Here is a 21,536-nt window from a genome sequence, read left to right on the forward strand (position 1 = left end):
AAAATAGATTTGTGTTTTTAAAATAATGTCATTGGTGGGGAGACCAACAACGGCTTAGACAAAAACTATTCAGTGAACTTATTCCAATATTTTGTAGCAATTTCTTTAAGATAATCTAAACTTATCTCATTTTTAGCTTCATCAAAGATACGAATCGAATTACAATCAAATTCTAGTGTGCCTCCTACATAATTTAGACTACTATCAAATTCATAATTACAATCACAAACCACTCTAATTATATTTTCTGATATTACTTCAGCATTCAATATTTCTAAACCTTTCTGAAATATCAATTCTGTATCCTTCCAAAATATTTCTTCTTGAGAATTTTTTAACCAAGGCATTAAAGAAATTGATTTTAACTGATTCAATTTAATCGAAAAGTATTCATGAGAAATATTTATATCCTTTGCTAAATATTGACAGTATATTTTTAAAACAAGATTGTCGTCTTCTATTTTATATTCTTCTATCATTCCATCATGAAGGACAGAAAAAACATCTGCCATATCTTGTTTTTGAGTCAGACTAAACGCACTATTAAATGAACATTTTGGTAAAAAGTTGTTCAGCATAGCTTGTATTCCAATTAATTTTATTCATCATTTTTTTAGTGCTAAGTTTAGTTTCATACATTTTAGCAGCATTTAGTATTATTTTTCTGACTAGTGCTAAATTATGAACTGAATTGTCTTTTCGGTTTCTTTTTTCGTCTTCTTTTAAAATAACGTCTAGTTGCCAATGTAATTTATTTTCTATTGCCCAATGCCCTCTAGCTAATTTATAGGCTTGTTTTGCACTCAAATTTTTAATACTTGAGATATAATAGCGTATATGTTCTCCTCGTAATGAGCTATTTGTAGTTAATTTTATTAAAGTTACTAAACCTAACCAATTAGCTAGATTTTCTATCCATTTACAGTTTGAACTTACCTCTACTTTATATTCTACTACTTGATTAGCACTTGCTGACCAATCTTGTGTCTCAAATATATCATCAGCCTTTTCTACTTTAAAAGTAAGCTCTGTTTGCTCTAAAAGATGTTTTTGGTTTCCTTTTAGGGCTAAAAAATAATCTCCTTCTTTCTCTATAATCTGTTGAGCAATCGCTTGTTGTGTTCCCATAGCATCTAAAGAAACAACATATCCTTTCAAATAAAGCATTCCTAAAAGAGCTGGAATAGCCGTAATTTCATTACTTTTTTCTTCTACTTGAACCTGTCCTAAACTCAAACCTAGTTCACTAGCAACAGCACTAACTAAATAAATCCCCGTTTTACTACCCCGAAGAGCTTTTCCATCCACACTAATTTGCTGATAAGGTAAACCTAAATCTTTAATGCAAGCTGAAATCCAATCCATAAAACAACTATTAAAAAAAGCACTATCTAAGTGTAAAAAAACTCTACGTATAGTATCATGGGAAGGAATTCCGTTAGGCAAACGTAGAAAATTTTGTAAAAATTCCTTTTTCTCAATACCAAAATCGGCTATTTCTTCATAACCATCTGCACCATGAAAAATAGCACATACACTTAAAAGCAAAATATCCTGCAAATTGTGCAAGTAATTTTTATTTTGCCTACGAAAATCAGGAACTTCTGATAAATAAGAGCTTAAACTGACCATAAAAGAGAAAAAATTAAAAGTGAGAACGAAAATTAACTCTTTTTTATTAATTTTATAGTGCGTTTAGTCTGGTTTTTGAGTAACCATATTATTTTTCTATGAAGATTTATTTTACCCAAAATTTACTCAAAAAAAAACTCTCTACATAATTTTTTGATTTTGTAGAGAGTTTTATAAAGGATAAGAATAGAATTGTTTTTTTATAAATTCCCGTTCCTCGTAGTCTTCCATCAACGAAAAAATAAAAAAAATAAATGTTGGGCGTTGTCTATTGACTACGACCTATCAGTTCAGCAAGTCTTAGACTTGCAAGTCAAGTAGGTATTTTTGTAATTACTTGACAACATAAATCTGAAGATTTATATAACTGATAGGTCTTAGTTACAAACTAAGCCCAACAACAGAGCAGGCAATTTTTGTAGATGGTTTTATTCTTGATAGATGACTTCACCACTTTCAGCCATGTACACGTACTCTCTCCATCTTCCATCTTGCCATTTTATTCCTTTTGTGTTTTTTTCAAGAAATGGAAATTTATAGAATACAACTGTCAGATAATCCTTTTCTTTTTCGTAATAGACCATTTTTACAAACTCTGTCAAATAAAGTTTAGAAGATATATTTTCAATACCTTCTACTTCTGAAATTATTTTGTTGAGTTCTTTTTCCCTACAAGAAACACAAACGGCATTTCTATTAAAGGGGTAAAGAGAATCATAGTTTATATTGTATCTACCAGTATATTTGTTTAATTCTTCACTTTGTATGGCTTTAGTATGTTTGAAACTACGAGCAATAGTCAAAATTTCATTCAATTCCTTTTTTCTATCTGCACCTTCCTTAATACAAGAAGACAAGAGCAATAGACTAGAGATAAAAAGCAATGAAAGTGTAAACGTTTTTTTTAGTGTCATTTCTACTAATTTGGTTCAAAATAAATGTAAATATACATAGATAAAAGCCATTAGCTGTGTTCCATGATTAGTAAGAAATAAATTTAGTTGATTCTAATAAAAAACAATCCGTATTTTTGCATTACAAAATTCTACATTCTGACTTCTAACTTCTAATTTTATTTATGATTGAGCTTTCTGTCATTATTCCTATCTATAACGAATCTCTCAATATTCATTTGCTTCATGAAAGACTTACCAATGTAGTTTGTCATTTGACAACAACGTATGAACTTATTTTTATAAATGATGGAAGTAAAGACAATTCTTTAGAACTGGTAAAAGAACTTTCTCTAACAGATAAAAATGTAAAATTCATTGATTTGAGCCGAAATTTTGGTCATCAGATTGCTGTTTCGGCAGGTTTGGATTATTGCAAGGGAGAAACGGTTGTTATTATTGATGCTGATTTGCAAGACCCACCAGAGCTTATCGAACCGATGTGGCAAAAGCTCAAAGAAGGTTATCAAGTTGTTTATGCCAAGCGAAGAGCAAGAGCAGGAGAAGGATATTTGAAAAAACTGACTGCCAAAACGTTTTATCGTCTGCTTTCCAAAATTACCTCTTTTCCTATTCCTGTCGATACAGGCGATTTTAGGATTATGGATAAAAGAGTGGTAGATGGACTTCGCCAGATGAAAGAAAATCATAAATTTTTGCGTGGACAAATTGCTTGGATTGGCTATAATCAAACGTATGTTGAATACGACAGAGCCGAACGAAATGCAGGAGTTACAGGATATTCATATAAAAAAATGATAAATCTAGCACTCAATGGAATTACAGCTTTTTCGAATGTTCCAATTAAATTTGTTACTATTTCTGGATTTGTAGTGTCTGCTATTGCCTTTTTGATGATAATTTATTCCTTTATTGCTAAATATTTTATTGTTACTGGTTATGCAAGTGGATGGTCTTCAATTATGGTTAGTATTATGTTTTTGGGTGGTGTGCAGCTTATTAGTTTGGGAATTATTGGTGAATATATAAGCAGGATTAATACAGATGTCAAGAATCGTCCTCTTTATTTTGTGGCAGAAACAAATGCAGAAAATGAAAGTAAGAGAATAAAAGAATAGGATTTTAGGATTTAATTTAAAATTAATTACTTAATCTATAACGAAATGCTTATTTTTGACAAAATTGTACAAATCTGTTTTGTCTTATGTTATCTGCTTTTATCCTCAATTTTAAAATGGAAGAATCAATAAATTATGTGTTATATGGAGGTGTTTTAGGTGTATTACTTATTGTAGTGATAATTTTGCTTGTGTTTTTTAAAAAAATCATGCTTTTTTTACTAACTAATTTTTCTGATAAAGCTGTCAAAACAACAGTTTTGGAAGTATTAGAAGGAGATACAATTATTGTAGAAATTCCTAAGGATAAAAATCAACCAAATAAAACCTCAAAATCTCTTTCTGTAAATGATGAAAATGAAACTAGCTGGACAGTTCGTTTGATTGGTGTCGATACGCCTGAAAGTCGTGCTTCCTTGTATATTGATGAATCTCCTTTTGGCAAAGAAGCCTTAGCTTACACAGAAGAAAGACTGAAAAAAAATAAAAATATAATTTTAGTTTTTGATGAGCAACTGTTTGATAAATTTGAAAAGCATTTGGCGTATATTTATTTTCCTTCTGGTGAATGTTTGAATGCGACACTTTTGAAAGAAGGTTATGGTTGGATAAGAAATCATGCTTTTGACATAAAATTTGGAAAGGAGTTTGAAAAACTACAAGAAAAGGCAAGAACAAAGCAAAAAGGAATTTGGAATATGTATGTTACCAAAGGAATTTTGAGAGAAGAATATAAAGCAACAGAACATTACAAAGAATACAAAAAAAGAGTAGAAGAAAACGAATAAATACTACTTTCCTCAACGACGGCAACGTCTCGTTGACGGTTAGAAAACGACATCAATCACTTCAAAAATCAATCTTATTTTAATGGAAATCATTACCCGTTATTTTCCAAATCTTACGGAAAAACAACTTGAGCAGTATGCAGCTTTACAAAATTTGTATGCTGAATGGAACGAAAAAATAAATGTTATTTCAAGAAAAGATGTAGAAAACCTTTATGAAAGACATGTTTTACATTCGATGAGTATCGGAAAAATTGTTGAATTTGACCCTAATGATAATGTTATTGATATCGGAACAGGTGGAGGTTTCCCAGGTATTCCTTTGGCTATTTTATTTCCAGAAACGCAATTTCATTTAATGGATTCTATCGGAAAAAAAATTAGAGTAGTAAATGAAGTAGCCAAAGAAATTGGTTTGGATAATGTAGTGGCAGAACAAATGCGAGTAGAAAAAGCAAAGAAAAACAACTATGATTTTGCTGTTACTCGTGCTGTCGCCCAAACTTCAAAACTCTATCATTGGATAAAACCTGCGCTGCGAAAAAATAAACCTTCTTTGGTAGAAAAAGATGAGTTCAAACACGGAATTTTGGCACTAAAAGGAGGAGATTTGAAAGAAGAATTAGCTGATTTTAAGCATTTTTTTAGATTATATAATTTGAGTGATTTGTTTGAAGAAGAATTTTTTGAGACCAAAAAAATACTTTATGTTCAGATTTAAGAAATAATTATGACAAACACACAAAGAAAATTTCTACGTTCTCTTGGGCAGAAAAAAGTAAGAAAAGCTGAAAATTGCTTTCTGATAGAAGGTGCAAAAATAACTACAGAAACACTTCAAGCCACAAATTCAGACTATAAAATAAAACAACTTTTTGCGACACAAGACTTTTTAGATAATTTAGAAAGTCAGAATATTTTGGATGACAAAGTAAATACTAATTTTGAAATTATTCTATCTACTTCAAAGCAGCTTAGTGAAGCAGGTTCTTTAAAATCAAATAATGCTGCGATTGCTGTGGTAGAAATTCCAACTTTAGAAACTCCCAAAAAACTAGAAAACGTAGCTTTACTTTTAGAAAATATCAATGACCCTGGTAATTTGGGAACAATTATCCGAATTGCAGATTGGTATGGAATAGAGGATATTTTTTGCTCCGAACAAACCGTTGATTTATACAATTCAAAAACGCTTTCTTCTACAATGGGGTCTTTTCTGCGTGTACGTGTGCATTATGGAAACGAATTTGAGTTTTTAAAACTAGCAGAAGGAAATACTTTTGGAGCTTTTTTAGATGGAAAAAATGTACATCAAACCAAATTTCCACAAGCTGGAATGTTAGTTATTGGAAGTGAATCACACGGAATATCAGAAAAACTAGGAAAAGAAATTATGAATAAAGTTACGATTCCTAGTTTTGCGAAAGACTTAGAAAATAATCAGAGCGCAGAATCTTTAAATGCTGCCATCGCTACAGCTATTATTTGTGATAATTGGAGGAGAAATTGATTTTTTTCTTATCCTTTCTGTGCTTTCTCAAAATTTTTAGGGTAATAGAAATTACTCCAAATGATGATATCCAATATAGAATAGAAAAAGTTATAAAGTTTACTTTTCTACTCTTTTGTTTTTCTTCTAATTCTTTGATTTTAATATATTTTTGGTGTTCAGTATAGTTGGCATATTGTCCACTACCATTTTGAACAAAATATATTTCAGTATTTTTTAAAGCCAAGCCTGCTTCGAATGCTTTGTAGAATGATAAAAGAGCTAAAACAAGCAATACAAAGGAACTTAGTTTGTCTTTGAGTATTCCATAAATAAAATTGAAAACTATGAAAATCAGTAAAAAAGGAAAGAAGAGTGTCCCCAAACTAAATAAATTCATTGATATATTTTTAAAGTTAAGAATTACAATGACAAGAGAAAGTTAATTTACCAACTACTTTGACCTTTCTTTTATTCCAAAAAGTTTCTACAATATCTACTTTCAAAGAGTTTCCAACTTTATAGTCATCAAGTTCTAAATGTAAATAAGGATAGAAAGGGATAGTTTTTCTTTTTTCCTCATGTTCTGTATTAAGTTTTATATAGGGTATTTGACCTCCGATAACTGCTAGGTTAAGTTTCTTATACGTTGGGTTTGAGCAATTATACATAGGAAACTCATCATAGAAAATATATTTTTTATCTAAACTTTCATGAACATACCAAGACAAGAAAATTCTTCTCTTTTGAAATTTACTTATTAAATGAAATTTATGATTTTCAATATCAAATTCTTTTGGTAAAGTATATCCATCTATTAGATTGATTTCAGCTACTTTGCACTTACCAAGATATGAATTAGTCTTTTTTGCCATATCCACAGAGTTTGCAAGAGATATGGTAGGTTTTTGAAATACTATTACCACTTGGTCAAAAAGAAGTAATAGTATTGTTAGACATAATGCCCCTTTTATACTACCTAATGATTGTATTGTTCTAGTTTCTAAACCTTTTGCTCTAGCTTTGAAAATTTCGGTTATTACTTCCACTAGATACATAAAGCCATCACTCTTACTACTCATAGTTTTGATAATTTATTGAATAAAAATTTGATTCTGTATTATTGATTATCATTTGTGATAATTGGAGGAAGAATTGAAATATTTAAGGCTCTTCATTTCTATTATCTTCAACAATATCAAAAGTAAAGTAATCGTTTCTCTTTTTATCTGATGAAATCAACTTAACTTTTTTACCCATTATGGAAAGTCTATTGAAGTTTTTTCTATTAAGCTGTTTGCTTTGTATTATAATTGTATCTCCCATAAGTTCGTATTCTCCGTAAGCATAGGAATGTTTTTCGTGATGACAGCAAGTTTCTCTCAATACACAATTTCCATCTGTTTTAAATTTAATTTGATGATGTTCATTTTCCACAACGAATAAATTTGTGACTTTCTTTTCGTCTGGAAGCCTTCCAAATATTGCTATAAAAAAAGCAAACAGCATAAGGCATAGATAAAAAAGACTACCAAATATTCCTTCATATGAGAAACGAAAATGAGATGTATGAAAACTGCAAGGAGGTAAAAACCCAAACCAACCCAATAAGGAGGTTTTAAGTTTCTTAAACATAGTTATAGGGAATTAAATGAATAAAAATTTGATTTTGTATTACTGGTTTGCTGTATTATCATTTTCTACAATTGGAGGAGAAACCAACTCTTGTTTATGTATATCCTTAAAAAGCAACATATCTTTTAAATTTTCTTCTCTTTCAGTTTCAAATCCACAAGTTTCTTCCCAATGTTTTGGGTTTCGGTATGTTCCGAAAAGCATATCCCACCAAACTATATCTCCGTAATTATATTTGTGTTTTTGATATTCGTGATGAATACGGTGCATTTCTGGACGTTGAAAAATATAACCAATCCATTGAGGTGTTTTGACGTTGGTATGATAAAAAAACTCGCCTAAAGCTGTACAGAGTGTATAAAATGCACCTGCTTCTACACTCAAGCCCAAAAAAGTAAAGACTAAAAGACTTCCAATAATAGAATTGATAGTCATTTCTAAAGGGTGTTTGTAGAAAGAAGTAATGACTTCTAAGCGTTGAGGACTGTGATGGATTTGATGAAAATGAAGCCACAAAAAGTCATATTCGTGTCTCCAACGATGCCACCAATAAAAAATAAAAGTTGCAATTACGTAAGCGATAATTCCTCCAAGCCAAGAAGGAACATGAGCAGAAAGTTCAAAAACAGAAGCCGAAGAAAGCCATTTTTCCCACGTATAGCCAGCCAAAACAACAATCAGAAGTTGAATAAAATTGACAGCCAAAACTCTAAATGTCCAAGTCGGTACTTTTGGGAGTTTCCATCCTGGAATGAGTCTTTCAAGAATAAAACAGAAAATAAAAACAGCAAAAATGATTAGTAGTGTCATAAGTGAAAAGAAGTTTGATGAATAATTGATTCGTAACTTCTTCAAAATTAGGACATTCATATCCCAATCCATTTGACATATATCAAAAAAGTATTTTCAATTCAAAAAATGTATAAAAGATTTCTCAGTCTGTTCGCTTATGCGCTGTTGGCATCGTCGCCACAGTTGCTGCTACGACTGCTTTCTAATTCTACTTAGTGTTTCTTGGCTCATTCCTAAATAAGAAGCCACATAACCGAGAGGGATTCGGTTGATAAGGTTTGGGTAGTTTTGTATAAAGTTTTCATAACGAGTTTTTGAATCAACCATTCTGAGGTTGGTTGCTCGTTCTGCCATTTGGATATAATACATTTCGGTTAGTTTTCTGCCTACGACATTCAAATCAAGATGTTGATTGTATAATTTTTGAAGTTTGGAGTGTGAAATAGAAAACAAATGACAATCTTCTATCGCTTCAATGGTTTCGAAACTAGGAGTTTGGGTAAGAAAACTATACACAGAAATAAACAATGTATTTTCTGGAAAAATCCAAGATGTGAGTTCTTTTTCATCTTTATAATAAAAAGCTCTGACTAATCCTTTTTCTAAAAAATAAAGATGTTTATTTGTATCGCCTTGTGACAAAATAATTTCTCCATTTTTATATTCTTTTGTTTGGATAGCATCTGATAAAGCTAGTTTTGTATCTTGGTGAAGAAGATAGAAAGAATCTAATAAATTGAAAAGAGGATTAAAATTTTCTTTCATAGTTTCAAAAAAAGTGATACAGTTTTTCATTAACACTTATAATTTACCATTCATCATTTTTTTGCTACCCATTATTTAATCTCCACGTTTCTAAAAAAGTACGTGTTTTACTAGGAAAATAAAGAAAACTAAACGGGAGACGATTACCATGTTTTGCTTTAAATTCTGATAAAGTGCTTCCACGAGGGGGAAAAATACAAATATCATAATTCCTTTTGAAGCTAAGAGCAAACTGCTCAAACTCGTATTGAGTCATTCCTTTGAAAAGTTTATCTTTTTCTATGCTCAATATTTTTCCTTGAGAGTTGGTAATAATATGAAAATAAAAACGATGGTTGCTGGCTTTATCTTGCTCACACAAATCATCATACCATTCTTTACTAAATGTTTCTATCAGACAAAGCTCTATTTTTTGATAGTTTTCTACAATACAATCTCTATCTTTTCTAGGAATGGAATTTAAAAATGCTTCATTCTTTCTGTTACTGAACTCTGAATAATAAAAATTGAATGAAGATAAAATAATACACAAAAGAGGAAGTAAAAAGAGTAAGTTTTTATCTTTCATAAAGTTAAATAATTGTGTGAATAGGATAGTTTTATGTTATAATCCACCAAAATCAAACCATAATTTTAAGAAGGCTTTAAAAGGTAAAAAAAGTGATATTATCAACACTCTATCAATATACTAAATTATCAGATTCTTTACTAAGACAAAAAAATATAATTTTGTTACATGAAAAAAGCCAAGACTTTTTTAAATCTTGGCTTTTAGTTATAACTCAAATTTGAGTAATCCAGCTATTATTAGTTTACATTTGAATTTACTTTCTTTTTTGCATCATTAGCTAAAGCTGTAGCTTTTTGTTTTCCTTCTTGAAATTTGGCTTTAGCTACTTCTGTATTTTTGTTGATAATGTCTTGAGCTTCATTAGCAAGTCTTTTGCCTTTTGCTTCTGCATTTGCTACTACTCTTTTTGTTTCTCCAGAAATACGCTCACGAGTTTCAGAGCCTTTTGCTGGGGCAAGTAAAATACCAACTGTTGCACCAATGGCTGCACCTGCTACAAATAACAGAACACCAGTGGCTGCTGCATTTGAGCCATCATCGTTAGTTGTTGTTTCTGCATACTTTTCTTTTTGATTACTGTAGAATGCTTTGATTCCACCGTAGGCTGCAAGAGCTAAAGGAACAAATTTTTCTACACTATCAGATAAAGTTTCTTTTGCGTATTCTGCTTTATTTCTAGCAAAATCTTGTGCATCATGAGCAAAATGTTTTGCATCACTTTTTAGTGCATCAAAATCAATATTATTAACTCTATCTTGAACTTTGCTTTTAGCGTCTTTAATGTTTTCTTGGAATTTCATAGGAATTATTTGTAAAAATTATAGTTTAAAAAAATGAAGCAATAAAAAAACGGCTTTCTTGTAAAAGCCATTGCTTGTATAATAAACGATAATTCTTTAAAAAGGTTTGATAAAATCAAAAATAGTTGTCTGATTTTTTTAAAATTCTAAGCTGTTTTTCTAAGTTTATAAAGTTGTTTTTTTATGTAAAAAATCAAAAATAGGTTTGACAAAACGGTCAATATCTCCTGCACCAAGTGTCAAAAGAATTTCTATTTCTTCGTTATTAATTTTAGCTTCAATATAGCTAAGTAGTTTATTGTCAGGTAGTAATGTTTTGTTTTTAGCTTTGGTTTGTTGCAAAATAATATCTGACGTAATTCCTTCTATTGGTAATTCTCTTGCTGGATAAATATTAAGTAAAATAAGTTCGTCTTTTTCATTTTCTAAACTCAAACTTTCTGCAAAACCCTCTTGAAAATCTCTTGTTCTTGAAAACAAATGAGGTTGAAAAATAGCTGTTATTTTCTTATTTGGATATAAGTGTTTGATAGAAGAAAGTAAAGCCGAAATTTCGGTTGGATGATGTGCATAATCATCAATGTAGGTAATTTTTTTGCTTCTAAAAACATACTCAAAACGCCTTTTTACACCTTTGAAACTAGCTACTGCATTTCTAATTTTATTATCTGAAATATTCAGCTTTCTAGCAACTGCAATCGCTGCACACATATTTTCCACATTATGAAACCCTGGCATGAAAAGTTGTAGATTTTCTATTCTTTCATTTTTTAGAGTATCTATAAAGTCAAAACGACACGAATCTTTTTGAAGCTCATCCAAACGAATATTTGTAGCATAAATTTGTACTGTATTATCAGTGTTTTGAAGCGAACTATAATTTATCAATTCTATATTTTCATTTTCTGCAATAGAATCCTTGACCGAATCAGCAATATTATTTTGAGAAAACAAAAGACCATCTTCTTTTATCTGACTGACAAAATCACCAAATGATTTTTCAAGTTCCTTTTTTTCTCCATAAATATCCAAATGGTCTGCATCTGTCGAAGTAACTACGGCAATCGTTGGATGTAAATGCAAAAACGAACGGTCAAATTCATCAGCTTCCACAACTGCCCAAACTTCATCTGTATTATTTATATCATTGACTACCAAATTTGAATTAAAGTTAGCCGAAATTCCACCCAAAAAAGCAGTACAATTTATCCCTCCTTCTTTCAAAAGATGTGCTACCATTGTCGAAGTGGTTGTTTTTCCATGTGTTCCTGCTACGGCAACTGTTTTTAAAGAATGTGTAAGAAGTCCCAAAACAGCAGCACGTTTGAGAATTGTATAGCCATTTCGTTGAAAAAATAAGAGTTCAGAATGTGAAGAAGGAACTGCAGGAGTAATAACTATGAGCGTTTCGTTTGGAAATTCTCTTATTTCTGATGGAATTTTGTCGACATTATCTTCAAAATGAATATTGATGCCTTCATTTTCTAGGTTTTGAGTGAGAGGCGTTTTGGTTTTGTCGTATCCTGCGACTATTTTTTGATTATGAGCAAACCAACGAGCAATCGCACTCATTCCAATTCCACCAACTCCGATGAAATAAACGTATTTTATATTTTCTAATTGTATGTTTGGAGAGTTCATTATTTCTATTATTTATTAGGCTATTTTTTATACAAAAAACGATAAGAATTTTTAGATTAGCAAGTGGAATGGTTATCTATCTTGGAAATACTAATGCAAATCATGGCAAACTATGATAGACTACTTTATTGAGTAATGCAACGTTTTGAGAAAAAGCAACATCTAAAAAGTCAAATACAATTTTTTATGTTACTCAAAAACTACCAAATTATGAAAACTACTTACTTTATCACTCTTCTATTTTTCTTTTTCTCATTCTGTTCTTTTGCAAGTGAAAGCGATTCTAAAAACTCAACTCAAAAAACAATTAATACAAAACAAAAGCTTTCCAAAAAATCAAAAGCTATGACAATAAAAAAACAGAAAAAACTCAATTTCAAAGAACGAGTAGCCTTAAAATTTATCAAAAGAAAAATCAAAAAAGCACAGAAAAAACAGGCAAAAAATAAAAAGTCTATTAAAGAAGATGGAGATGGAGTTGTCATTGTTACCTTAATATCGATTTTCCTTATTCTAGGAGGACTTATAGGAGGAATTATTGCGCTTGCTTTTGGAGAAACTCTGCTTGGAGTTTTATTACTTGTTGGAGGTTTGATTTTTGTTCCTCTCATTTTAGCTCTCATTCTGTTAGGTTTGATTTTTAATACAGACGTGTCTCTGTGCTAAATTAAAAAAAACTATGAAATCAAAAATTATATCGTCTTGCTTACTTTTTTCTATCTTGTTTTTTACTTCATTTGTAAGTGAGAATAATTCAGTAACTTCTTTTGAAAAAGAAACTTCAAAAGTTAAAGTTGTTTCTAACAAAAACAATTTATCCCAGACTAAAAAACAAAAACTAAATTTTAAAGAAAGGTTAGCCTTAAAACTTATCAAAAGAAAAATCAAAAAAGCACAGAAAAAACAGGCAAAAAATATAAAATCTACAAAAGCTGATGGAGATGGAATTGTAGTTTCTATTTTACTTTCGGTTTTACTTATTTTGGGAGGACTTATAGGAGGTATTGTTGCGCTGGCTTTAGGAGAAACTTTACTTGGTATTTTACTGCTTGTAGGAGGTTTGATTTTTGTTCCTCTCATTTTAGTTATTATCTTGTTGGCTATTCTTTTACCTGCACAGGTAGTGATGTGTTAAGTTCTTATTTTCAATTCTAATTTTTGAATTTATCAAAACTCCCTTTTTCTCCGTCATAATTCCTACCTACAATCGTGCAAATTTGATTGTAGCTACTTTAGATTCTATTTTTAATCAAGTTTTTGATTCAGAACTAGAAGACAAAACTATTTCGTATGAAGTAATCGTAGTAGATGACGGAAGTACAGACAATACAAAAGAAGTTATCGAAAAAACTTTTTTAGATGAAAATTCTACTAAATTTGAAAGCCATTTAAGATACTTTCAAAAAGAAAATGAAGAGCGTTCGGCAGCACGAAATTTTGGTATTTCGGAGGCAAAAGGAGATTATATTCTTTTCTTTGATTCTGATGACTTTATGCAATCGCATCATTTACAGACGCTTTATAGAGCCATTAAAGAAAATCCAAAAGTACAGTTTTTATCTACAAAGTTTGAGTTTGAAGCAGAAGTAAATAACGGTAGAAATAAAGAGAAAAAAATATTTCCTTCTCACATTTCGCATCTCAAAGAAGGTTTTTATGATTATAAATTGATTTTAGAAGGTTCTTATTTTGGTACGTTGGTTTGTTTTGATAGAAAATTAATTGAAACTAAAGAAGGCTTAAAACCATTTCCAACCGAATTTAATATCTGTGAAGATTGGATTTTTTTGTTTCGTAATCTGTATGCTCATAATATTCCAATTTATGTAATCGATAAAACGACAATTACAGTAAATGACCACCCCAATCGTTCGATGGCAGATAATCAAAAGGTAATTTCAGCGAGATTAGAAGCGACTACTTTTTTAAAAAATGAATTATCCCTTTCAGATGCTGAACTGATTATTTTAAAAGGTCACTCCTATCAGTTTTGTGCTGTTCATTCCTATATCGATAAAAACAGAAAACAAGCCTTTGATTTTTGGAAAAAAATGGTTTCTTATTTAGGTTATAATAAAAATACAATTATTTTGGGAGTGAAAATTTTAATAGGGAAATCGTTTATTGAGAAATTGAAGTAACCTTTAAACCTATAAGGTTTTCAAAAACCTTATAGGTTTGGTTAAAATACGTATCTTTCAGATTATTTTTATAACCTTTACTTACTTTAGGAAAAGGCGTGCCTTTTCCCTACTTTTTCTAATATGATACTTGAACTTGCCGACTGGCTCATCATCGTTTCTTTTCTACTTCTTACTTTAGGAATCGGAATTTACTACACCAAAAAAGCAAGTGGCTCAACCGAAGATTTTTTTCTCGGTGGTCGTAATCTTCCTTGGTGGGTGGCTGGTACTTCGATGGTGGCTACTACTTTTGCAGCCGATACACCTCTTTTGGTAACTGAACTGGTTGTAAAAAATGGAATTAGTGGAAACTGGCTTTGGTGGAACGGACTAATTGGAGGAATGCTCACTACTTTTCTTTTTGCAAAATTATGGCGAAAAGCAAAAGTTATTACTGATTTAGAATTTATAGAATTGCGCTATTCTGGAAAAGCTGCTGAGTTTTTGCGTGGTTTTCGTGCCGTTTATTTAGGGCTTTTTTTTAATGCTGTTATTATTGCGTGGGTAAATTTTGCCTTAGCTGCCCTTTTGCATGTATTTTTTGATATTCCAGAAGAACAGACCATTTTTTATGTTGCTGCTGCAATGGTTATTGTAGTTATTTATTCTAGTCTTTCGGGTCTTTTGGGTGTTGCTATTACGGATGTTTTGCAGTTTGTTTTGGCAATGACAGGGTGTATTGTTCTTACTTATTTGGTTTTGGATAGTCCAAAAATTGGTGGTATGGCAGGTTTGGTAGAAAAATTACCAGCAAATACACTTAATTTTTTCCCTCAAATTGGTGGCGAAAGTGGTAATGGATTACTACAAAATAGTGTTCAGATGCTTACTATTAGTTTGGCTACTTTTTTTGCTTATGTTGGGATTCAATGGTGGGCAAGTTGGTATCCAGGGGCAGAACCAGGGGGAGGTGGATATGTGGTGCAGCGCATGATGTCTGCCAAAGATGAAGAACATGCTTTTAAAGCAACATTGTTTTTTCAATTAGCTCATTATGGTTTGCGTCCTTGGGTTTGGATTTTGGTGGCACTTTCGGCTATTATTTTATATCCAAATCCTGCTGAAGGAAAAGAAGGTTTAGGTTATGTAATGGCAATGAAAGAGTTTTTGCCTGCTGGCTGGCGTGGGCTTTTATTGGTTGCTTTTTTTGCTGCTTATATGAGTACGATTTCTACACAATTAAACTGGGGAGCAAGTTATGTAATCAATGATTTGTATCAGCGTTTTTACAAACCAAAGGCAAGTTCGAAAGAATTGGTAACAGCTTCAAGAATTGCTACACTTGTAATTATGCTTGTCGGACTTTTTGCCACTACACAAGTAACTTCGCTAAAAGATGCCTTTGAATTTTTGATAGAAGCAGGAGCAGGACTAGGAGCAGTTTTGATTTTGCGTTGGTATTGGTGGAGAATAAATGTTTTTAGTGAACTTGCTGCTACGATTGCGCCAATGATTGGAATTCTTTTGAATAGAACTGTTTTACATTTAGAATCTCCTTATTCCTTATTTTTTATTTTAGGATTTACGACAGTTAGTTGGGTGTTGATTACATTTTTGACAAAACCTACTGACGAGCAAACCTTACAAAAATTTTATGAGCGAGTTCGCCCTCAAGGAAGCTGGAAACCAATTCGTATTTCATTGAATCTTCCGAAACCAAAAAATCAGTTACCATATATGATTGCAGCTTGGTTTGTCGGAATTGCTTTAGGATATAGCTTTTTGTTTGGAATTGGATATGCTATTTTTTCTAAATGGACACTTTTTGGAATTTCTCTTGTGATTTTTGTAGGAAGTATTTTGGCTATAAATTGGCTTGTCAAAAAAATTGCAGAAGAATAAGACAATTTTATCTAAAATTTGTTATCTTCGAAATAGTGTAGTGTACCTTTTATAGGTGCAAATACGTACCGTATATTTTCGTGTTCGTATATTTTTGCAAAAATGACTAAAAAGAAGACAGAAAAATGATAAGCTCTATTCCTATTACCCTTCCAGTTTTAGAAGATTCAGAACGGTTAGAATACGAACAGATAGACTGGCATAATTACCGAAAATTACTCTCTATGTTTGAAAAAGATAGAAGTATTTTTGTTATGAATGATTATAAAACAATAGACCAATTAGAAGAGTATATAGATTATCAACTTAATTTTGCTCAATATTCTTTCAAAAGAGGTGCAGCAGATTGGTTTTATAAAAGCAAGAAAACAGGCGAGTATATTGGTGTTTTTAATCTTTATGATTTGAGTAAAGAAAAGCTAAATGACAATCACAAACGCTGTACAATAGGTTTTGCCACAACCGAAAAACACCGAGAACAATATTATACGTTGGAAGCTATCGAAACATTTAAAGAAGCTATTTTTACTCAATTAGACAAAAATAATATTCTTTCTTATACTACAAAAGAAAATATTGCAACCATAGAATTGCTTCAACGAGCAGGTTTTCAGAAAAGTGAAGGAGATTATATCCATAAAGAATATGTTTATTATGAGCTTTTTAGATAAAAAATAACTTTCAATCTTCATTTGCAGAATTTTGTTCTTCTTCTATTTTATTTGGTGTTTCTTTTTTCAATAAATCTCTAATTTCTGTCAAAAGTAAAATATCTTGAGGTGTTGGTGTCTCTGTGTTTTCTGTGTCTTCAGATTTCTTTTTGAGTGAATTAAAGGCTTTTACGACTGTGAAAATACAAAGAGCAATTATCAAAAATTGGATTATGATATTGATAAAATTACCATAATTGATACTTACAGCTTCTTCAATTACTTTTCCTGCTTTATCTAAAACAGCATCTTTGAGTACAAATTTTAGATTAGCAAAATCAATTCCTCCTGTCAAAACTCCAATAGGAGGCATAATAATATCATTTACAAGAGAAGTAACAATTTTACCAAAAGCACCTCCAATAATTACACCGACAGCCAAATCAATGACATTTCCTTTGACTGAAAAATCTTTAAATTCTTTTATAAAACCCATTTTTTATTAATAATTAATAAACACGAAATTCTGTTTCTTGTACAGAAAAACCAAAAATGGATTGAATAGTTTTTAGATTCAAAAATATTTTTTTGCTTTTAGATAATGTCTGTTTTAAAATAAAAAAAGACTTTCTACATTGCTGTAAAAAGTCTTTTTTTTATATTTTGAGGTTCTCTGACAATTTTTGCACTTTGTTCTAATTATGAGATATTTGAATGTTATTCATTTTGTTATATCTAGTGATTTTTATTTGTAGGGAAAAGGCACGCCTTTTCCTAAAATAGCCGTTTATAGTTTAATTTGGAGTATAAAATTTCCTACTGGGTAGGAAAAGACGTGTCTTTTCCCTACAATTCTCAAAATATCAAATGATAGACGAAAATGAGTAGGTGCAAAAATTGTCAAAGAACCTATTTTGATTCTTTTAAAGAGAAAAATTATTCTCCTCCACCTCTACGTGAACGGCTGCTTCCACCTCCACTGCGTCCTCCTCCAGATTTGCTTCTAGAGTTTCCACCAGAACTACGAGTAGAACTTCCACTTCTGTTATTCGAACGAGTGTTTGAACTTCCACTTGTGCTTGTGTTATTTCTGCGATTTTGGTTTGTATTGGTACGAGTGTTTGTTCTTGTGTTTCCACCTGTATTGGTGTTGCTTCCTCCTTGAGTGCTGTAATTATTTCTGTTGTTACGGTCACTTCTTGTATTCTGACCATTAGCACTTCCTCCAAGAGTTCCTCCTGTGCGATTGTTGTTATTGTCTATCTTTGTAGGAATTATTACTCCTCCACCTCTACGTTGGCGTGCTGCTGTAACGCTTTGGCTACGTGTATCTCCTCTATATTCTCTGTCACAAGCATTCCATACATTGTTGTTCCAGTTATTGTTTCTCCAACCATTATTCCAAGAGTTTCCATAGCCATAATAACCATTTCCCCAGCCTCTACTCCAATAAGGGTCATTCCAACGATTCCAGTTATTTCCATATCCATACGACCAGCCAGAGTTCCAGCCATAACGAGAAGACCAACCTACTGACCAACCCGAATTCCAACCGTTATTCCAGTTATTTCCCCAGCCATTATTAAAACCTCCTCTGTTCCAGTTGTTATTATAACCACCACCACAAGGATTAGAATAGCCACAAGGATTTGTAACAATTACATTACCACAAGGATTTGCTCCACACGGATTGTTGAATTGATTAAACTGTCCACAATCATTACAATTTTGTTGCTGGTAAGGTGTGTATGTGGGTGTAAAAGTAGAAGTTTGTGCTTCTTGAGCATCTAATTTTGCTCTTATTTCGGCTTGTTGTGCATATTCTGCTTCTGCTCTTGCACGAGCTTCATCAGCACGTTGTTGAGCTAGAGCTGCTTCTTTTTCTTTTTTATTAGATAAGGCTACACGGTCTTTTTTCGAACCATAAACATCATCATAATCATAATCTTGAGCTACAGCATTTGAAGAAAAGAGAACAAATGCTACCAAAATGCCTATGATAGAAGATATAGGTAAGGGAGGTGAACCGATAATCGAACCAATGATTTGGTGCGACTTTGTTTTATTTTTGCTTGTATTTTTCATAATATTATAGGTATAGTTTGAATGTATTTGATATTTAGTAATATACTAATTGTTGGCTTAATTTATTTGAAAAAGCTGCCATTAAGGACTAATTTCTGATTTTTAGGTAACCTTTCTGCTTAATTAACTCAAAAATGATGCTTCTGTTACTTATTAGATGCAAAAGTTTGGCAATACGTTGCATCAAGGGTAAAATTTTTTGTTAAAATCTGACAAATAAGTCTAGTAAAATTAAACCTTTAGGATTTTGCTAGATAATTGTACCTACAAATACTTTCAAATTTCTATCTTTGTAAATCGTTAGAAATAGCCAATAAACACAAAAACTAAAACAAAACTGATTTATGAGTAATCAAGATATAAAATTAGACATTCTTGCCCTTGCTGCCCATCCAGACGATGTAGAACTTAGCTGTTCGGGAACACTTTTAGCAGCAGCAGCAAAAGGAAAAAAAATAGGAATTGTAGATTTTACACGAGGCGAATTAGGTTCAAGAGGAAGCGCAGAAATTCGTGATGTAGAGGCTCAAAACTCTGGAAAAATATTAGGACTTGATATACGAGAAAATTTAGCTTTTAGAGATGGCTTTTTTTATGATGACAACGAACATAGAATGAAAGTAATTCAAGCTATCCGACGATTCAGACCAGAAATGGTTTTGATAAATGCACCTTCAGACCGACACCCTGACCACGGAAAAGGCGCAGAACTCTCAAAAACATCATGCTTTTTGAGTGGACTTATCAAAATAGAAACTGAATGGGAAGGCAAAAAGCAAGAACATTGGCGACCAAAACATGTCTATCATTATATTCAAAGTAATATGCTTGTTCCTGATTTTGTGGTGGATGTAACTCCGTTTTGGGAACAAAAAATGAAATCTGTTATGGCTTTTGAATCTCAATTTCATAATCCAAATTATCAGTCTGATGAAGAAGAAACCTTTATTTCTTCGCCTCGTTTTGTTCAGTTTTTAGAAGCACGAGCAAAAGAATTTGGACAAGCCATTCAAGTAAATTATGGAGAAGGATTTATCAAAACAGCACAACTTGGAGTAAAAGATATTACAGATTTGATTTGAACCTTTTATAAAATATCTTTGTCTTATTAAGTTAGACCCTAAGGGTTTCCAAAAAATCTTTAGGGTCTTTGTTTTTATTAATTTTGTCCTCTTCATTTTTGGTGTTTTAGCGTAGCGACATCAACAATAAAATTTTTCAATGATGAAAAACTACCTTTTCTACTTCAAAAAACATATTCGCTTATCTTCACCAATCATTCTAGGGCAAATTACGACAGTCTTGATTGCGCTTTCAGATACAATAATGGTGGGGAATTATGATACGGTTGCGCTTGCTTCGGCAGCTTTTGCAAATAGTGCCATTTTTACTTTTGCTACTTTCGGAATTGGTCTCACTTATGGTTTGAAACCTCCTGTGGCAAATGCTTATGCAGCTCAAAACTTCCCCCTTTGTGCCAAATATTTACAAAATGGAATGGTACTTTATGCCCTTATAAGTACGCTCATGTGGCTCGGTTTTGAGATGGCAATTCCATTTTTGGATTATCTTGATCAACCTCCTGCAGTTGTTGTTTTGGCAATTCCATATTATCGTTTGGTGGCTCTTTCTATTATTCCTTGGTTTTTATTTTTGGCGTTACAGCAGTTTTCAGAGGCTCTAACAAAGACAAAAGTACCGATGAGTGTTAATATTTTATCTTGTGTAGTCAATATTATTCTTAATTATTTACTCATTTTTGGCAAGTTTGGTTTTCCCGAATTAGGACTTGTTGGTGCAGGAATAGCTACTCTTGTATCTCGTATTTTGATGTTAGTTGTAATGTTAGTTATCTTTTTTGGGTTGCCATTTTTTAGACAGTTTATTGATTTTACATTTTCTTTTTCAGTCTTTTCGAAAGAAATTTTTAAGAAATTACTCAATATTGGAGTTCCTATTGGTATGCAAATGGTTTTTGAAAGTGGTGCGTTTGGTGTCGCTGCAATTATGACAGGTTGGATTAGCAAAGAAGCTTTAGCTGCACATCAAATTGCCCTAAATATTGCCTTTACTACTTTTATGGTGGCTGTTGGTCTTTCACAAGGAACTACTGTTGCGATAGCTAATTTAGTAGGAAAAAATAATCTTTCAGAAATCAAAATCACAGGTAGAAGTGCCGTTTATTTGATTGTGGTGTTTATGGCTGCAATGGCAGGATTGATATTTTTATTCAAAGGACAAATACCACTTTGGTACATCAATGAAGCCGAACCAAATGCAGCACAAATTATCCAAATAACCATGCAACTCCTTATTATTGTAGCTGTTTTTCAGATGACAGATGGGATACAAGTGGTTTCTGCAGGAAACCTTAGAGGTTTAGAAGATATTAAAGTTCCGACAGCGATTAGTCTTTTTGCATATTGGATAATCGGAATTGGTGGTGGATATATTTTAGCTTTCCCTTTAGAAATGGGAGTTACTGGTATTTGGTGGGGCTTGTGTTTGGGTTTGATAACATCTTCAATTTTGCTTACTTGGCGTTTTGAGAGAAAGAAATTTTGAGATAATAATTTTTAGTATTGAAGCTGTTTTAATTTACAGAAATTACCCTCTATCTAATTTTAACTG

24 protein-coding genes are annotated in these 21,536 nt (G+C 31.7%); 11 read left to right on the forward strand and 13 right to left on the reverse strand.

The window, feature by feature from the left end; translation table 11 throughout:
• Nucleotides 1-65 precede the first annotated feature (65 nt).
• From ACE193_RS17955 to ACE193_RS17965, 3 genes are all read right to left on the reverse strand, one after another.
• Entirely contained in the window at nt 66-578 is a 513-nt protein-coding gene (locus ACE193_RS17955; protein WP_375559601.1) for a hypothetical protein, read from the reverse strand.
• Nucleotides 544-1,632 (reverse strand): ISAs1 family transposase, encoded by a 1,089-nt coding sequence (locus ACE193_RS17960; protein ID WP_375558711.1) that lies wholly within the window; start codon nt 1,630-1,632, stop codon nt 544-546. Before ACE193_RS17960 ends, ACE193_RS17955 begins: the two co-directional genes overlap by 35 nt.
• Nucleotides 1,633-2,060: 428 nt before the next feature.
• Nucleotides 2,061-2,546 (reverse strand): hypothetical protein, encoded by a 486-nt coding sequence (locus ACE193_RS17965; RefSeq protein WP_375559602.1) that lies wholly within the window; start codon nt 2,544-2,546, stop codon nt 2,061-2,063.
• A gap of 164 nt (nt 2,547-2,710) precedes the next feature.
• Between ACE193_RS17965 and ACE193_RS17970 the strand changes: the two genes are divergently transcribed.
• From ACE193_RS17970 to ACE193_RS17985, 4 genes are all read left to right on the forward strand, one after another.
• Complete coding sequence (locus tag ACE193_RS17970; protein ID WP_375559603.1) at nt 2,711-3,664, forward strand: glycosyltransferase family 2 protein; 954 nt, start codon at nt 2,711-2,713, stop codon at nt 3,662-3,664.
• Nucleotides 3,665-3,780: 116 nt separating this feature from the next.
• The gene (locus ACE193_RS17975) at nt 3,781-4,452 is read left to right on the forward strand and encodes a thermonuclease family protein (protein ID WP_375559604.1); all 672 of its coding nucleotides are present in this window, start codon (nt 3,781-3,783) and stop codon (nt 4,450-4,452) included.
• Nucleotides 4,453-4,534: 82 nt separating this feature from the next.
• Nucleotides 4,535-5,173, forward strand: coding sequence for a 16S rRNA (guanine(527)-N(7))-methyltransferase RsmG (rsmG, locus tag ACE193_RS17980; protein ID WP_375559605.1), 639 nt, complete (start codon nt 4,535-4,537; stop codon nt 5,171-5,173).
• Nucleotides 5,174-5,182: 9 nt separating this feature from the next.
• Nucleotides 5,183-5,962, forward strand: a complete 780-nt coding sequence (locus ACE193_RS17985; protein ID WP_375559606.1) for an RNA methyltransferase — start codon at nt 5,183-5,185, stop codon at nt 5,960-5,962.
• On the opposite strand, the gene ACE193_RS17990 is transcribed toward ACE193_RS17985, so the two are convergent.
• From ACE193_RS17990 to murC, 8 genes are all read right to left on the reverse strand, one after another.
• Nucleotides 5,934-6,341: a hypothetical protein gene (locus tag ACE193_RS17990; protein ID WP_375559607.1), complete on the reverse strand. Its 408-nt coding sequence runs from the start codon at nt 6,339-6,341 to the stop codon at nt 5,934-5,936. The two genes, ACE193_RS17985 and ACE193_RS17990, sit on opposite strands and share 29 nt — an antisense overlap.
• Before the next feature lie 16 nt (nt 6,342-6,357).
• A complete protein-coding gene (locus tag ACE193_RS17995) occupies nt 6,358-7,023 on the reverse strand; it encodes a hypothetical protein (RefSeq protein ID WP_375559608.1) in 666 nt (221 codons plus the stop codon).
• 82 nt (nt 7,024-7,105) lie between these two features.
• Complete coding sequence (locus ACE193_RS18000; RefSeq protein ID WP_375559609.1) at nt 7,106-7,576, reverse strand: hypothetical protein; 471 nt, start codon at nt 7,574-7,576, stop codon at nt 7,106-7,108.
• Between the two features lie 39 nt (nt 7,577-7,615).
• Nucleotides 7,616-8,386 carry a sterol desaturase family protein gene (locus tag ACE193_RS18005; RefSeq protein ID WP_375559610.1) on the reverse strand — a complete coding sequence of 257 codons (771 nt, stop codon included), beginning with the start codon at nt 8,384-8,386 and terminating at the stop codon, nt 7,616-7,618.
• A gap of 171 nt (nt 8,387-8,557) precedes the next feature.
• Nucleotides 8,558-9,133 carry a Crp/Fnr family transcriptional regulator gene (locus ACE193_RS18010; RefSeq protein WP_375559611.1) on the reverse strand — a complete coding sequence of 192 codons (576 nt, stop codon included), beginning with the start codon at nt 9,131-9,133 and terminating at the stop codon, nt 8,558-8,560.
• 64 nt (nt 9,134-9,197) lie between these two features.
• The gene (locus ACE193_RS18015; RefSeq protein ID WP_375559612.1) at nt 9,198-9,701 is read right to left on the reverse strand and encodes a hypothetical protein; all 504 of its coding nucleotides are present in this window, start codon (nt 9,699-9,701) and stop codon (nt 9,198-9,200) included.
• A gap of 239 nt (nt 9,702-9,940) precedes the next feature.
• Nucleotides 9,941-10,504, reverse strand: coding sequence for a YtxH domain-containing protein (locus ACE193_RS18020; protein WP_375559613.1), 564 nt, complete (start codon nt 10,502-10,504; stop codon nt 9,941-9,943).
• Between the two features lie 165 nt (nt 10,505-10,669).
• A complete protein-coding gene (gene murC, locus ACE193_RS18025) occupies nt 10,670-12,145 on the reverse strand; it encodes a UDP-N-acetylmuramate--L-alanine ligase (RefSeq protein ID WP_375559614.1) in 1,476 nt (491 codons plus the stop codon).
• A gap of 210 nt (nt 12,146-12,355) precedes the next feature.
• On the opposite strand from murC, the gene ACE193_RS18030 reads away from it, so the two are divergent.
• From ACE193_RS18030 to ACE193_RS18050, 5 genes are all read left to right on the forward strand, one after another.
• Nucleotides 12,356-12,811 (forward strand): hypothetical protein, encoded by a 456-nt coding sequence (locus tag ACE193_RS18030; RefSeq protein ID WP_375559615.1) that lies wholly within the window; start codon nt 12,356-12,358, stop codon nt 12,809-12,811.
• A 13-nt stretch (nt 12,812-12,824) separates the two neighbouring features.
• Complete coding sequence (locus ACE193_RS18035) at nt 12,825-13,280, forward strand: hypothetical protein (RefSeq protein ID WP_375559616.1); 456 nt, start codon at nt 12,825-12,827, stop codon at nt 13,278-13,280.
• Nucleotides 13,281-13,338: 58 nt separating this feature from the next.
• Nucleotides 13,339-14,286, forward strand: a complete 948-nt coding sequence (locus tag ACE193_RS18040) for a glycosyltransferase family 2 protein (protein WP_375563369.1) — start codon at nt 13,339-13,341, stop codon at nt 14,284-14,286.
• A 123-nt stretch (nt 14,287-14,409) separates the two neighbouring features.
• A complete protein-coding gene (locus ACE193_RS18045; protein ID WP_375559617.1) occupies nt 14,410-16,170 on the forward strand; it encodes a sodium:solute symporter family protein in 1,761 nt (586 codons plus the stop codon).
• A gap of 125 nt (nt 16,171-16,295) precedes the next feature.
• A complete protein-coding gene (locus tag ACE193_RS18050) occupies nt 16,296-16,841 on the forward strand; it encodes a GNAT family N-acetyltransferase (protein WP_375559618.1) in 546 nt (181 codons plus the stop codon).
• A gap of 10 nt (nt 16,842-16,851) precedes the next feature.
• Here the strand turns inward: ACE193_RS18050 and mscL are convergent, their stop codons facing one another.
• Together mscL and ACE193_RS18060 are read right to left on the reverse strand one after the other, a co-directional pair.
• Nucleotides 16,852-17,316, reverse strand: a complete 465-nt coding sequence (gene mscL, locus ACE193_RS18055) for a large-conductance mechanosensitive channel protein MscL (protein ID WP_375559619.1) — start codon at nt 17,314-17,316, stop codon at nt 16,852-16,854.
• 440 nt (nt 17,317-17,756) lie between these two features.
• On the reverse strand, nt 17,757-18,905 hold the full coding sequence (locus ACE193_RS18060; protein ID WP_375559620.1) for a hypothetical protein: 1,149 nt from the start codon (nt 18,903-18,905) through the stop codon (nt 17,757-17,759).
• A 344-nt stretch (nt 18,906-19,249) separates the two neighbouring features.
• Between ACE193_RS18060 and bshB1 the strand changes: the two genes are divergently transcribed.
• Together bshB1 and ACE193_RS18070 are read left to right on the forward strand one after the other, a co-directional pair.
• Nucleotides 19,250-19,987, forward strand: coding sequence for a bacillithiol biosynthesis deacetylase BshB1 (bshB1, locus tag ACE193_RS18065; protein WP_375559621.1), 738 nt, complete (start codon nt 19,250-19,252; stop codon nt 19,985-19,987).
• A gap of 142 nt (nt 19,988-20,129) precedes the next feature.
• Complete coding sequence (locus ACE193_RS18070; RefSeq protein ID WP_375559622.1) at nt 20,130-21,470, forward strand: MATE family efflux transporter; 1,341 nt, start codon at nt 20,130-20,132, stop codon at nt 21,468-21,470.
• The last annotated feature ends 66 nt before the right edge of the window (nt 21,471-21,536 follow it).

Origin of the sequence: Bernardetia aquimarina (assembly GCF_042180575.1) — a bacterium.
Lineage (GTDB): Bacteria > Bacteroidota > Bacteroidia > Cytophagales > Bernardetiaceae > Bernardetia.